A 12,802-nucleotide genomic window follows, 5' to 3' on the forward strand; every position below is an offset into this window, starting at 1 on the left:
GCCTCTGGTCGGCGGAGTTAGCTTAAGGCTCCACCGCTTATTCTCACGCGAGGTATGTCATGGCTCTCGATACGTGGCTGGCCTTTTTCCTGGCCAGTTGGATCATCTCCCTTTCCCCGGGCGCCGGCGCCATTGCGTCGATGTCCAGCGGCCTGCAATACGGTTTTTTACGCGGTTACTGGAACGCCATCGGCCTGCAACTGGGCCTGGCGATGCAGATTGCCGTGGTGGCGGGTGGCCTGGGTGCCATCCTGGCTGCGTCGTCCACCGCGTTCTATGCGATCAAATGGTTTGGTGTGGCGTACCTCGTGTACCTGGCCATCAAGCAATGGCGTGCCTTGCCGCTGGACATGACCGATGACGCGGCCGTACGCCCCATCGGCAAGCCGATGGCGATGATGTTCCGTGGCTTCCTGGTCAACGCCAGCAACCCCAAGGCCTTGGTGTTCATGCTCGCGGTGTTGCCGCAATTCGTGAACCCGCAGGCGCCGTTGCTGGCTCAGTATTTGATCATCGGTGCGACGATGATCAGCGTCGATATGATCGTGATGGCGGGGTATACGGGGTTGGCGTCCAAAGTCCTACGCCTGTTGCGTACGCCCACGCAGCAAAAGCGGGTAAACCGGACGTTTGCCGGATTGTTCGTGGGGGCGGCGGGTTTCCTGGCCAGCTTGCATCGCGCAACGGCGTAAAGCTCGGTCGCTAAACGTGTGAGAGGGGGCTTGCCCCGATAGCAGGGTGTCAGTCAGCTTAGCTGTAGCTGAGGCACCGCCATCGGGGGCAAGCCCCCTCTCACATTGGTTTTGTGTTGCCTGGGGGATTACCGCTCAGCGCAGAATCTTCGGCGCTTCATCCCTTGGCAGGTTGTTACGCGGTGCCGGCTGGCCAGGTTCCTGGTAGCCACCGCCCAACTGTTCTGCCAACTGCCTGGCCACATCCTCACCCAGCGCTTTCGACACTTCCTTCACCACCCGTGGCCGGTTCAAGCTCACGCGGATGTCACGGCTGTTGACCAGCTTGGTGTCCTGGCCTTCGCCCATGGCGGTAAACGCCGAGGTGATCTCGTAGGTACGGGTGTTGATCAAGCTGAAATCCGCCACCAATGTCAGGCCCAGTACCGCCGAGTAGCTGTTGGTGTGGTCCAGCGCGTTGATGTCCTGGGTGAAGTCGATGTCCGACAACGTGCCGAACAGCACGTAATCGGCACCCTTGAAGTGGCCGGCCTTGATGCGTTTGATCACGTCGTAGACGTCACCCTTGGCATCGGCGGTGTAGGGCGTGCCCTGCACCAGCTGGAACTGCCGTGACTTGAGGATCTCGCCCTTGATATCACCGCTGAATTTACGCAGCTCGGTCTGCTCGATATAGCTGGTACGGCTTTCGTACTCGCTGTAATTGGAGGCGCCACTGGCGTGATAAGCGCTGGCCTGGAAGGTGTCGCTGGCCGAGACTTGGTGGATGTATTCCTCGACCCGCGCCTCGTAGGCCAGGTCGGTTACCGCGATTTTAGGCGCGGCCGAGGCGCCAAAGGCGCACAGCAGGCCGATCATGCCGATCCATGCACGCATTGTTTAGCGCTCCGTGGTTTTGCGGATTTCTTTTTCGTCCATCCATTCGGCCACGCCGCTTTCGACGTCGATCAGTTGCAGGCTGAACTTGTAGAACACGTCCTTGTAGTCCGCGCTGCGTTTGACAATGGAGCTGATGGAGCCTTCCAGACGGTACTGGGCGGCGATCATGTTGCCGGTTTTGCTGACCGTGGACTTCTTGTACAGGCCGCTCTGGTTTTGCAGCTTGAGCTGGTCGACCTGGCTCTGCATGTCGGTGTTGTCGCTGGCGAAGCGCGCGGTGCCGGTTTTCATCAACTGAGTCTTGATCGACGTGGTGATCTCGCGGGTATCGATGTACTCGCTGGTCTTGTTCTTCACGTCATACACCTGCACCACCGGGCGGCCTCGCAGCACGCCGGACTGGGCCAGGGAGCGGGTCATGCTTTCGGCGATCATCTGCAAGTCGGTGGAGCCGAACTCGTTGGTGACGGTTTCCACGGCCTTGGTATCGCCGTAGTTGATGTTCTTGCTGCCGAGTACTGGCGAGGTATTGGCGCAGCCGCTGGCCAGAACGGCGACCACGGCGAGCATCGAGAAGCGTGCAAACATGGGGAAATCTCTCAGAAAGGATGAGCGGCTCAAGGGGTTTTCACTTCAAGACGGAAGTCCGCCGCCTGGGGCAGGTTGGCGATGGCCGGCAGGAAAGTGGCCTGGTTGGCATACAGGTTGAGCACTTTCCAGGTTTCTTCGTCGCCTACCGGGAAGCCGTCGGCGCCCAGCCAGGCGAAGCGGTAATACATCGTCTGGTTGCTGCTGGTGATGTTGCTCAGTTGCACTTTGGCGGTCAGGAAGCCGTTCTCGCGCGCGACGCGGATGGCGCCGACGGCGATGCCCTTGAATTTGCCCATCACGACGATTTTGCTGGCGGCGCTGCCGGGTGCCGGTGGCGGCGGGGTGGCGCAGCCGGCGAGCAGGACCAGCGCCAAAGCGCCGAGGATGAAATGACGCATAGCGTGCTCCTTAAGGTTGTTTGAGGGTGGCGATCGCCTGGGGCGTGCTGCTCGGCACCACATGGGCCGCGAGGCCGCCGGCGAATACCTGATTGCCCACCACGCGCAGGGTGATCACCTGGTAGCGCTGATCGGCCTTGACCGTCACCAGCGTGCCGCCCAATGCGTTGGGCAGGCTGACCTGGTGCTCGCCGTGCTTGAGGCGCAGGCGCGTCACTTGGGTCATGTCCGGCAAGGTGCGCCAAGTGCGGGTGTCGGCGCCTTCGGTCACGGCCGAGGCGATGCCCAACACCAGGCCCGCCATGGGGTTGGTCTTGTTCAGGTTGTTCTGCGCCACACCACGGCTGACCGCGCGTACGGTAGTGCGCAGGATGATCCCCGGCATGTCGTCACGCAGGGCGCGGCGGGACATGGCAGTGGTGCTGTTGAGCGCGGTGAGGTTCTGTTGCTGACCGTCCACCCCGATCTGGGCGAAGGTGGCGGTGGAGGTGTCGGCTTTGATCACCGGGAACGACAGCGGGGTAATCACCAGGTTGCCGTTGATCGGGATCGGCAACGGCAGGCGGATCGAGTCGCGGGCCGGCGCCAGGCCGCTCTGGACCACAATCAGCACGTCGGTTTCATTGGCGCCGACCTTGGACTTGTCCAGGTCTCGCAAGGCCTGTTCCAGCAGCGGAGTGTTAGGGCGTAATTCGGCTGCCTTGCGATAGCCAGGGGCGGCCAGGTCTTTTTCGCCCAGGGCTTCATAGACGAAGCCGGCCAGGTAATGGCTGAATGCGCTCTGGTAACTGTTTTTCAGGCCGACCACCTCCGGGGCGTTCAGGGCTTCCACCGGGTAACCGTTGAGGTCTTTCAACTGGGTGGTCACGCCTTCTCGCTCGGCTTCGCCCTCGCGCTTGAGGTATTCCTTATCGCGCAGCTCGGCGATCACCGCTTCGCGTTCGTGGGTTTTCTTGATCTCGGTGCGGGCGCCGTCGAAGTCGTTCACGGCCAGCAGGTTCAGGGCCATCTGGGTGGTCAGCATGACTTTTTCATAGTCGTAGCCTTCGTAGCGCCGAACCTTGTCGTTGGCCAGGAAGCTGCCGAACTGGGCGAGGTACTTGGCGCTGTCGAACTTGACTGACTCTTCCCACTTGAAGACTTGCAGGTCGGCGCTGCGCCAGGCGGTCTGGCTGCCGGTGAGGTCGCCTTTGGCGCGCAGCAATTCACCTTTTTCGAAGAAATAGAGCAGGTCTTTGTCTTCGCCGGTGTTGTTCTTCTCCAGCAAGGTCAGGGCGGCATCGAGGTTGCCGGTGGCCAGTTGCTGGTTAGTGGCTTGCAGCTCGGTGTCGTAGCTGCGGAACATCGAACAACCGGACAGCAAGGTTACCGCCGCGAGCGTGAGCGGGGTTAAAGCGCGAAATGCCATGCAGATTTCTTCCCTGAAAGTTGTCAGCCAATGTGGTCATTTCGCATAAAAATCCGGAATGACATTCCCTTTCGCACTAACAGGGCGCGGCATTATAGGCGCCATAACTGGCAAAACAATGGCTTTTTGCTGTGATGCGATCGACAAAAATGCCACTACTGACGGATTAAACGGTTGCGCTCAGGTGTGCTAAATCACGAACGGCTTGAGTCAAAGCCTTTAACGTTAAACAATGTGTTACTTCGTATTTCCCTTTGAGATTCATTCATGACTGCCCCCCACCGTTTTCTCGCCTGGCTGGTGTTGCCGGCGTTGATGTCGTGCAGCTTCAACCTGTTGGCCGCGACGGCCGAGGGCGCGCCCCAAGCCCTGCATTTGCTGGACTACATCGGTGCGGATTACCCGCCGACGGTAGACGCGGGCAAGGTGGTGGACCCTTCGGAATACCGTGAACAAGTTGAGTTCCTTGGGGTGTTGCAGGGTTTGGTGGCGGACTTGCCGGCCAAGCCGGAACGCGCCGAACTGGTAACGGGCGTCGAAGAATTGCGCGTGGCGGTGACCGCTCGTCAGGACGGTGCCACCGTTGCCCGCCAGGCTCGGCAGTTGGGCGCCAAGTTGGCGGTGGCTTATGAAGTGAGCCAGGCCCCGGCCATCACGCCCGACCCAACGCGCGGTGCACCCCTCTACGCCCAGCATTGCTCGGTGTGCCACGGCAATTCTGGCGCTGGCGATGGGCCGGCAGGTGTGGGCCTTACGCCGCCGCCGGCGAATCTGCGGGACGCCGCGCGGCTGGATCGCCTGAGTCTCTACGCGATCTACAACACCTTGGGCCTGGGCGTCGAAGGCACCGACATGCCGGCGTTCGCCGATCAATTGGATGACCGCCAGCGTTGGGACCTGGCCACCTACATCGCCGAATTTACCGCCGACCCGGCGGCCGCCAAGAGCGAGCAGCCGTTCAACCTCGCCGACCTGGCCCGTCGTACTCCCAATGAAGTGCTGGCCGCTGACGGCGCCGCAGCTGCCGCGGCCTTCCGCGCCCAGCGTGCGCAGCCGCCGCAGGTCAAGCGCGGCCCGGCACAGTTGCTCGACTACACCGCGAGCACCTTGGACAAGAGCCTGGCCGCGTACCGCAATGGCGATCACGAACAAGCCTATGACCTGTCGGTAGCGGCGTACCTGGAAGGCTTCGAGCTGGTGGAAAGCTCCCTGGACAACGTCGACGCCAACGTGCGCAAAGACACCGAAAAGGCCCTGATGGCCTATCGGCAGTCGTTGCAGGACGGGTTGCCGATCGATCAAGTGCAGCAGCGCCTGGACATGGCCAAGGCCAAGCTCGCCGCATCGGCCGGTTTGCTCGGTGGCGATGGCCTGAGCTGGTCGTTGAGTTATATCTCCGGTTTGCTGATCCTGCTGCGTGAGGGCCTGGAAGCGATCCTGGTGCTGGCGGCGATCCTGGCGTTCCTGCGTAACACCGGCCAGCAATCGGCGGTGCGTAGCGTCAACGCCGGCTGGGGTTTGGCGCTGTTGGCCGGCCTGGCTACCTGGGCGTTGGCGGCGTATGTGATTGATGTCAGCGGTGCCCAGCGTGAATTGCTGGAAGGGTGCACGGCGTTGTTCGCCAGCGTGATGGTGCTGTGGCTGGGTGTGTGGATGCACGACCGGCGCCACGCGGCGGCCTGGCAGGACTACATCAAGAGCAGCCTGGTGGGCGGCGGTGGGCGCTTCGGTTTTGCGGTGCTGGCGTTTTTCTCGGTATACCGCGAGCTGTTCGAAGTGATCCTGTTCTACGAAACCCTGTGGCTGCAAGCCGGCCCGGCCGGGCATAACGCAGTGCTGGCGGGGGGCGCCACCGCGCTGGTGCTGCTGGTGGGGCTGGCCTGGGTGATCCTGCGCGGTTCGGCGAAGCTGCCGTTGGCGCTGTTCTTCGGTATTAACGCGGCGCTGCTGTGCGCGCTGTCGGTGGTGTTCGCTGGGCATGGTGTCAAGGCATTGCAGGAGGCGGGTGTCTTCGGTACACGGCCGGTGGCGTTCTTTGACTTCGACTGGCTGGGCATCCACGCCGACGCTTACTCGCTGAGCGCGCAGGTGGTGGCGATCCTGGCGATTGTGGTGCTGTACGGCCGCAGTCGTTTGACCGAGAAGCGCCGAGTGGCGGTATAACCGTGCGCGTCTGGATCGATGCCGACGCCTGCCCGCGCGCGGCCAAGGACCTGGTGGTGAAGTTCGCCCTCAAGCGCCAGTTCGAGGTGGTGCTGGTGGCCGGGCAGAGCCAGATCAAGCCGGGTTTTGCCTGCGTGAAGCTGATCGTGGTGCCCAGCGGCCCGGACGCCGCCGATGACTACCTGGTGGAGCACGCGGTGCCCGGCGAGTTGGTGATCTGCAGCGACGTGCCACTGGCCGATCGCCTGGTGAAAAAAGGCGTCACCGCGCTGGACCCGCGAGGCAAGGAGTTCAGCCCGGCGAACATGAGCGAGCGGCTGGCGGTGCGCAACCTGTTCACCGACTTGCGTGAACAGGGCCAGATGGGCGGCGGACCACCGCCCCATGGGGAGAAGGATAAGCAGGCGTTTGCCAATGCGCTGGACCGACTCCTTACGCAGCTGATGCGCCAGGGTTGATGGTGGCGCGGCTTACTGCATCGGGCCGGTCAGGCGATCACTCGTCGTTCTCGTGGGTCAGCTCCAGCACGCGATCCACCAACTTATTGATGCCTGACGCCACCTCGCTGATGTTCTTGCCCAGCATATAGGCCGGCGTGCTTACCAGTTTGCGCGCTTTGTCCTCGACGATGTCTTCAACCGTGCACTCCTGGTGAGTGGCGCCCATCTTGCCCAGGGCGGCTGCGGTGTCGGCATCTTTGCCGATGGTGCAGGTTACGCCCGGGCCGTAGATCTTCGCGGCCAGGGCCGGCGAGATGCAGATCAGCCCTACGGGTTTGCTCGCCTCGGCGAAGGCCTCCGCCAACGCCAGTACCTGCGGGTTGACGCTGCATGCGGTGCCTTCGCTGGCAAAATTCGACAGGTTCTTCGCCGCGCCAAACCCGCCGGGTACGATCAGAGCATCGAAGTCGTCGACATTGGCCAGGCTGATGTCCTTCACCTCGCCACGGGCGATGCGCGCCGACTCCACCAGCACGTTGCGCGTTTCTGGCATTTCCTCGCCGGTCAGGTGGTTGATGACGTGGTGTTGCTCGATATCGGGTGCGAAACATTGGACCTGAGCGCCGCGCTGATCCAGGCGCAGCAAAGTGATCACGCTTTCGTGGATCTCTGCGCCGTCGTACACGCCGCAGCCGGAAAGGATCACTGCAATCTTTTTGCTCATGGGCATTTCTCCTGGGTTCTTGGCGTTAAATGTCTACTAATTTGTAACCTGTTGCCAATGGGATCTCACAGCGCTGCACCTAATCTTGATGTAACAAAAATAGACCGGACTTGCCCATGGACTTCGTGCCTTACGCGGTACCGTTTTTCATTGCCTTGATCGTGGTGGAGCTGCTTGCCGACCGTTGGCGCGGACAGCGCAATTACCGGGTGGCGGATGCCATCAACAGCCTGAGCACCGGTGTGCTGTCTACCACCACGGGCCTGTTGACCAAGGGTGTGGGCGTGTTGACCTACGCGTTCGCTCTCAAGCATCTGGCGCTGTTCGATTTGCCGGCGCAGAGCCCTTGGACGTGGCTGTTCGCCTTTATGTTCTATGACTTCTGCTACTACTGGCTGCATCGCATGGGGCATGAGCGCAATATTCTGTGGGCCGCGCACTCGGTGCACCATCAGAGCGAGGACTACAACCTCACCACCGCCCTGCGCCAGACCAGCACGGGTTTTCTGCTGAGCTGGATCTTCTACCTGCCCCTGGCGGTGGCCGGCGTGCCATTAGTGGTGTTTATCAGCGTGGCGTCGCTCAATTTGCTGTATCAATTCTGGGTCCATACACGGCATGTGCCCAAGCTCGGCTGGTTCGAGTGGTTCTTCGTTACTCCGTCCAATCATCGGGCCCACCATGCACAGAACGCTCTCTACATGGATCGCAACTACGGCGGGGTGTTCATTATTTGGGACCGCCTGTTCGGCAGTTTCCAAGAAGAAGACGAAAACGAACCGGTGATTTTCGGCGTGACCACGCCCCTGGCCAGTTGGAACCCGCTGTGGGCCAATCTGCAGTTCTATGCGCAATTGTGTAGCGATGCGCGGCGAACGCAGAGCCTGTGGGACAAGCTGCGTATCTGGTTTATGCGCACCGGCTGGCGCCCGGCGGATGTGAAGGCCAAATACCCATTGGCCAAGCCCGACTTGAGCCAGTTCCGCAAATACGAAGTGCCGCTGGATGTGCGTCAGCAGGTGTACGTCGCCGTGCAATTTGCGGCGTATGTGGGGTTTGGCAGTTACTTGATGAACGTCGGCGAAGGTCTGCCCACGGCGGCGCTGGTCCTGGGCTGGGGGGCGATGGCGTTGGGGCTGTTTACCTTAGGCGTGGCCCTGGAGAATCGCCCGTGGGCGTTGAAGGCTGAGCTGCTGCGCCTGGCGCTGAATGCGCCGCTGGTATGGCTGGCGCCGTTGGTCGGGCTATGGCCGGCAAGCAGCCTGGGCTGGCTGGGCCTGGCCAGTTACAGCCTGCTCAGCGTGATCGGCCTCTACTGCTGCAGAAGCCGGCTTACTCGACTGGCGTCTTAGGTTTCTCCACCGGCACCGGCTCGGCAGCGCTCTGGGCTTGTGCGTCGGCGCAAGCCTGACGGGCGATACGCGCGTTTTTGAAGCGGCGGCGCACCCACAGGCCAAAGCCCAGTACCAGCAATGCGCCCAACACCCACAGCTCGTACTTCTTGACGCTGCCGAGCATGCCTTCGAGCACGGCGCCAAAGTGGTAAGCCGCTGCGCCCAGCGCGGCGGCCCAGATCGCGGCACCGATGCCATTAAGGATCAAGTAGCGCAACGGCGGGTAGCCGGACAGCCCGATCGCCACCGGCATCACGGTGCGCAAGCCATAGACGAAACGAAAGCTCAGCACCCAGATGTCCGGATGCTTGCGGATATGCTCCAGAGCCTTGTCACCCATCAGTTGCCAGCGCGGCTTGCGCGCTAGCAGCTTGCGGCCATGCTTGCGTCCCATGTAGTACCAGAGCTGGTCGCCGGCGTAGCTGCCGAAGAAGGCAACGACCACCACCAGGTTGATATCCATGTAACCACGGAACGCCAGAAAGCCTGCGAGCACCAGGATGGTTTCGCCTTCGAAGAAGGTGCCGAGGAAGAGGGCAAAGTAGCCGAAGTCATGCAGAAATTGTTGAAGCATGGTCTGGGTGCTGGCGAAATGAACGCGCAGCCTACGCCTTCGCGAACATTCATGAAAGTATCGAGATGTGTCACGAAGTGAACAATTCCTACATAAACGACGAATGCGACGACAGGTCGCATCGATAAGCACAACTGTCATTCCTTCGTCATAATGGCCGCTTATAACTGCAACGCTCGCCCGTGAACCCGGGCTCAGGAGTCTGTCGTGAGCTTTACCCCTGCCAATCGCCTGTTCCCCGCTACCCGCCTGCGTCGCAATCGCCGTGATGATTTTTCTCGCCGCCTGGTGCGTGAAAACGTGCTGACGACCGATGATCTGATCCTGCCGGTGTTTGTGCTGGACGGTGAGAACCGCCGCGAAGCCGTGGCGTCGATGCCGGGGGTGGAGCGTTTGACCATCGACCTGCTGCTTGAAGAAGCGGCCGGCTGGGTTGAGCTGGGGATTCCGGCGCTGGCGTTGTTTCCCGTCACGCCCACTGAACTCAAGTCCCTGGATGCTGCCGAAGCCTGGAACCCGCAAGGTATTGCTCAGCGTGCCACCCGCGCATTGCGCGAACGCTTCCCGGAGCTGGGGGTGATCACCGACGTGGCGCTGGACCCGTTCACCACCCATGGTCAGGATGGCATTCTGGACGCCGACGGCTATGTTGAGAACGACATCACCGTCGATGCGCTGGTCAAGCAGGCGTTGTCCCACGCCGCGGCCGGGGCGCAGGTGGTGGCGCCGTCGGACATGATGGACGGGCGCATCCAGGCGATTCGCGAAGCCCTGGAGCTGGCCGGTCACGTCAATGTGCGGATCATGGCCTACTCGGCCAAGTACGCCAGCGCCTACTACGGCCCGTTCCGCGACGCGGTCGGCTCGGCGCTGAACCTGGGCAAGGCCAATAAGGCTTCGTACCAGATGGACCCGGCCAACAGTCATGAGGCCTTGCACGAAGTGGCCGCCGATCTGGCCGAAGGGGCTGACATGGTGATGGTCAAGCCCGGAATGCCGTACCTGGACATCCTTTATCGGGTCAAAGAGGAGTTCAAGGTGCCGACCTTCGTTTATCAGGTCAGCGGCGAATACGCGATGCACATGGCCGCAATACAGAATGGATGGTTGAGTGAGGGAGTGATCCTTGAATCCCTGACTGCCTTTAAACGTGCCGGAGCTGATGGCATTCTGACCTACTTTGCCGCCCGCGCCGCCCAATTGCTTAGAGCGCAACCGTAGCTCTCACAGGACACTCGATGAATACCGAAGGACTCTCCGAAGTTGCCGTAAAAGACGCCCACCCGGTGGTGGAGCAAGTCTCCGAGACACCCCCGGAACATGAGCCGCTCGCGCCCGTCGTCGCCGCTGAAGTGCCGGTGCCAGCCCCGGCGCCGCCGGTGGTCAACCTGGATGACAGCAGCCTGTACATTCATCGCGAGCTGTCGCAACTGCAGTTCAACATTCGCGTGTTGGAGCAGGCGCTGGATGAGTCCTATCCCTTGCTGGAGCGGCTGAAGTTCCTGCTGATCTTCTCCAGCAACCTGGATGAGTTCTTCGAAATCCGCGTGGCGGGCCTTAAAAAGCAAATCACTTTTGCCCGCGAACAGGCCGGCGCCGACGGCCTGCAGCCGCACCAGGCGCTGGCGCGCATCAGCGAGCTGGTCCACGGCCATGTGGATCGCCAATACGCGATCCTCAACGACATTCTCCTGCCGGAACTGGAAAAGCATCAGGTCCGCTTTATCCGTCGCCGTCACTGGACCACCAAGATCAAGACCTGGGTGCGTCGCTACTTCCGCGACGAGATCGCGCCGATCATCACCCCCATCGGCCTTGACCCGACTCACCCGTTCCCGCTGCTGGTGAACAAGAGCCTGAACTTCATCGTCGAACTGGAAGGCATCGACGCCTTCGGCCGCGACTCCGGCTTGGCGATTATCCCGGCGCCGCGCTTGTTGCCACGGATCATCAAGGTACCGGAAGAGGTGGGGGGCGCTGGCGACAACTATGTATTCCTGTCGTCGATGATCCACGCCCACGCCGATGACCTGTTCCAAGGCATGAAGGTCAAGGGCTGCTACCAGTTCCGCCTGACCCGTAACGCCGACCTGGCGCTGGATTCCGAAGACGTCGAAGACCTGGCCCGTGCCCTGCGCGGCGAGCTGTTCTCGCGGCGCTACGGCGATGCGGTGCGCCTAGAGGTGGCCGATACCTGCCCCAAACACCTGTCGGACTACCTGCTCAAGCAGTTCAACCTGGGCGAGAGCGAGCTGTATCAGGTCAATGGCCCGGTCAACCTCACGCGTCTGTTCAGCATCACCGGTCTGGACAGCCACCCGGAGCTGCAATACACGCCGTTCACCCCGCAGATCCCCAAGCTGCTGCAAAACAGCGAGAACATCTTCAGCGTGGTGAGCAAGCAAGACATTCTGCTGCTGCACCCCTTCGAGTCGTTCACGCCGGTGGTGGACCTGCTGCGTCAGGCCGCCAAGGACCCCCATGTATTGGCGGTGCGCCAGACCCTGTACCGCTCCGGCGCCAACTCGGAAATCGTCGATGCGCTGGTGGACGCTGCGCGTAACGGTAAGGAAGTTACCGCGGTTATCGAACTGCGTGCGCGGTTCGACGAAGAATCCAACCTGCAACTGGCCAGCCGCCTGCAAGCGGCCGGTGCGGTGGTGATCTACGGCGTGGTGGGCTTCAAAACCCACGCCAAGATGATGCTGATCCTACGTCGCGAGGCCGGCGAGATCGTACGTTATGCCCACCTGGGCACCGGCAACTACCACGCCGGTAACGCCAAGCTTTACACCGACTACAGCCTGCTGACCTCCGACGACGCCTTGTGCGAGGACGTCGGCAAGTTGTTCAGCCAGTTGATCGGCATGGGCAAGACCTTGCGCATGAAGAAGCTGCTGCACGCGCCGTTCACCCTGAAGAAGGGCATGCTCGACATGATTGCCCGCGAAACCCAGTTCGCCCTCGACGGTAAACCGGCGCACATCATTGCCAAGTTCAACTCGTTGACCGACCCGAAAATCATCCGTGCGCTGTACAAGGCCAGCCAGTCCGGTGTGCGCATCGACCTGGTGGTGCGTGGCATGTGCTGCCTGCGTCCGGGGATCGTCGGGGTTTCGCACAACATCCATGTGCGTTCGATCATTGGTCGCTTCCTGGAGCACACTCGCGTGTTCTACTTCCTCAACGGCGGCGAAGAGCAGATGTTCCTCTCCAGCGCCGACTGGATGGAACGCAACCTCGATAAGCGCGTCGAGACCTGTTTCCCGGTGGAAGGCAAGAAGCTGATCATGCGGGTCAAGAAAGAGCTGGAGAGTTATCTGACCGATAACACCCACAGCTGGAGCCTGCAGTCCGACGGGCGCTACGTGCGCAACACCCCGACCGGCAACCAGAACCCGCGCAGCGCGCAGGCAACGTTGTTGGAAAAGTTGGGTAGCCCGATCCTGGCGGTGAACTAAAACCGACGATGTCTGAAAGGTGGGAGGGGGCTTGCCCCCGATGACGGTGGAGCAGTCAATGAATCTGTTGACTGACAC

The 12,802-nt window shown here is 61.4% G+C and carries 12 protein-coding genes; 6 read left to right on the forward strand and 6 right to left on the reverse strand.

Annotation, left to right across the window (positions count from 1 at the left end; all coding sequences use genetic code 11):
- The first annotated feature begins 59 nt into the window (after window positions 1-59).
- Window positions 60-692 carry a LysE family transporter gene (locus tag FIV35_RS03410; protein ID WP_034101421.1) on the forward strand — a complete coding sequence of 211 codons (633 nt, stop codon included), beginning with the start codon at window positions 60-62 and terminating at the stop codon, window positions 690-692.
- A gap of 135 nt (window positions 693-827) precedes the next feature.
- On the opposite strand, the gene FIV35_RS03415 is transcribed toward FIV35_RS03410, so the two are convergent.
- The 4 genes from FIV35_RS03415 to FIV35_RS03430 are packed head-to-tail and all read right to left on the reverse strand — an operon-like array spanning window position 828 to window position 3,968.
- Window positions 828-1,568 carry a hypothetical protein gene (locus FIV35_RS03415; protein ID WP_034139762.1) on the reverse strand — a complete coding sequence of 247 codons (741 nt, stop codon included), beginning with the start codon at window positions 1,566-1,568 and terminating at the stop codon, window positions 828-830.
- 3 nt (window positions 1,569-1,571) lie between these two features.
- A complete protein-coding gene (gene lpoB, locus FIV35_RS03420) occupies window positions 1,572-2,159 on the reverse strand; it encodes a penicillin-binding protein activator LpoB (protein ID WP_034101419.1) in 588 nt (195 codons plus the stop codon).
- Window positions 2,160-2,188: 29 nt separating this feature from the next.
- Window positions 2,189-2,560, reverse strand: coding sequence for a YcfL family putative periplasmic lipoprotein (locus tag FIV35_RS03425; protein WP_034101418.1), 372 nt, complete (start codon window positions 2,558-2,560; stop codon window positions 2,189-2,191).
- Between the two features lie 10 nt (window positions 2,561-2,570).
- The gene (locus FIV35_RS03430; RefSeq protein ID WP_034139761.1) at window positions 2,571-3,968 is read right to left on the reverse strand and encodes a COG3014 family protein; all 1,398 of its coding nucleotides are present in this window, start codon (window positions 3,966-3,968) and stop codon (window positions 2,571-2,573) included.
- Window positions 3,969-4,235: 267 nt separating this feature from the next.
- On the opposite strand from FIV35_RS03430, the gene FIV35_RS03435 reads away from it, so the two are divergent.
- Window positions 4,236-6,131, forward strand: a complete 1,896-nt coding sequence (locus FIV35_RS03435; protein ID WP_034139760.1) for an FTR1 family protein — start codon at window positions 4,236-4,238, stop codon at window positions 6,129-6,131.
- Between the two features lie 2 nt (window positions 6,132-6,133).
- On the forward strand, window positions 6,134-6,589 hold the full coding sequence (locus FIV35_RS03440) for a YaiI/YqxD family protein (protein WP_034139759.1): 456 nt from the start codon (window positions 6,134-6,136) through the stop codon (window positions 6,587-6,589).
- A gap of 37 nt (window positions 6,590-6,626) precedes the next feature.
- Here FIV35_RS03440 and elbB read toward each other — a convergent pair whose 3' ends face one another.
- Window positions 6,627-7,295 (reverse strand): isoprenoid biosynthesis glyoxalase ElbB, encoded by a 669-nt coding sequence (gene elbB, locus FIV35_RS03445; protein ID WP_034139758.1) that lies wholly within the window; start codon window positions 7,293-7,295, stop codon window positions 6,627-6,629.
- A 116-nt stretch (window positions 7,296-7,411) separates the two neighbouring features.
- Between elbB and FIV35_RS03450 the strand changes: the two genes are divergently transcribed.
- Window positions 7,412-8,647 carry a sterol desaturase family protein gene (locus FIV35_RS03450; protein WP_034139757.1) on the forward strand — a complete coding sequence of 412 codons (1,236 nt, stop codon included), beginning with the start codon at window positions 7,412-7,414 and terminating at the stop codon, window positions 8,645-8,647.
- Here FIV35_RS03450 and FIV35_RS03455 read toward each other — a convergent pair.
- Window positions 8,628-9,263: a DedA family protein gene (locus FIV35_RS03455; protein WP_034115429.1), complete on the reverse strand. Its 636-nt coding sequence runs from the start codon at window positions 9,261-9,263 to the stop codon at window positions 8,628-8,630. The two genes, FIV35_RS03450 and FIV35_RS03455, sit on opposite strands and share 20 nt — an antisense overlap.
- Before the next feature lie 207 nt (window positions 9,264-9,470).
- Between FIV35_RS03455 and hemB the strand changes: the two genes are divergently transcribed.
- Together hemB and ppk1 are read left to right on the forward strand one after the other, a co-directional pair.
- Window positions 9,471-10,484 carry a porphobilinogen synthase gene (gene hemB / locus FIV35_RS03460; protein WP_034101411.1) on the forward strand — a complete coding sequence of 338 codons (1,014 nt, stop codon included), beginning with the start codon at window positions 9,471-9,473 and terminating at the stop codon, window positions 10,482-10,484.
- Between the two features lie 17 nt (window positions 10,485-10,501).
- Entirely contained in the window at window positions 10,502-12,724 is a 2,223-nt protein-coding gene (ppk1, locus tag FIV35_RS03465) for a polyphosphate kinase 1 (RefSeq protein ID WP_034139756.1), read from the forward strand.
- Window positions 12,725-12,802: the final 78 nt, after the last annotated feature.

This window comes from Pseudomonas rhodesiae, from assembly GCF_007858255.1.
In the GTDB taxonomy this organism is placed as follows: domain Bacteria; phylum Pseudomonadota; class Gammaproteobacteria; order Pseudomonadales; family Pseudomonadaceae; genus Aquipseudomonas; species Aquipseudomonas rhodesiae.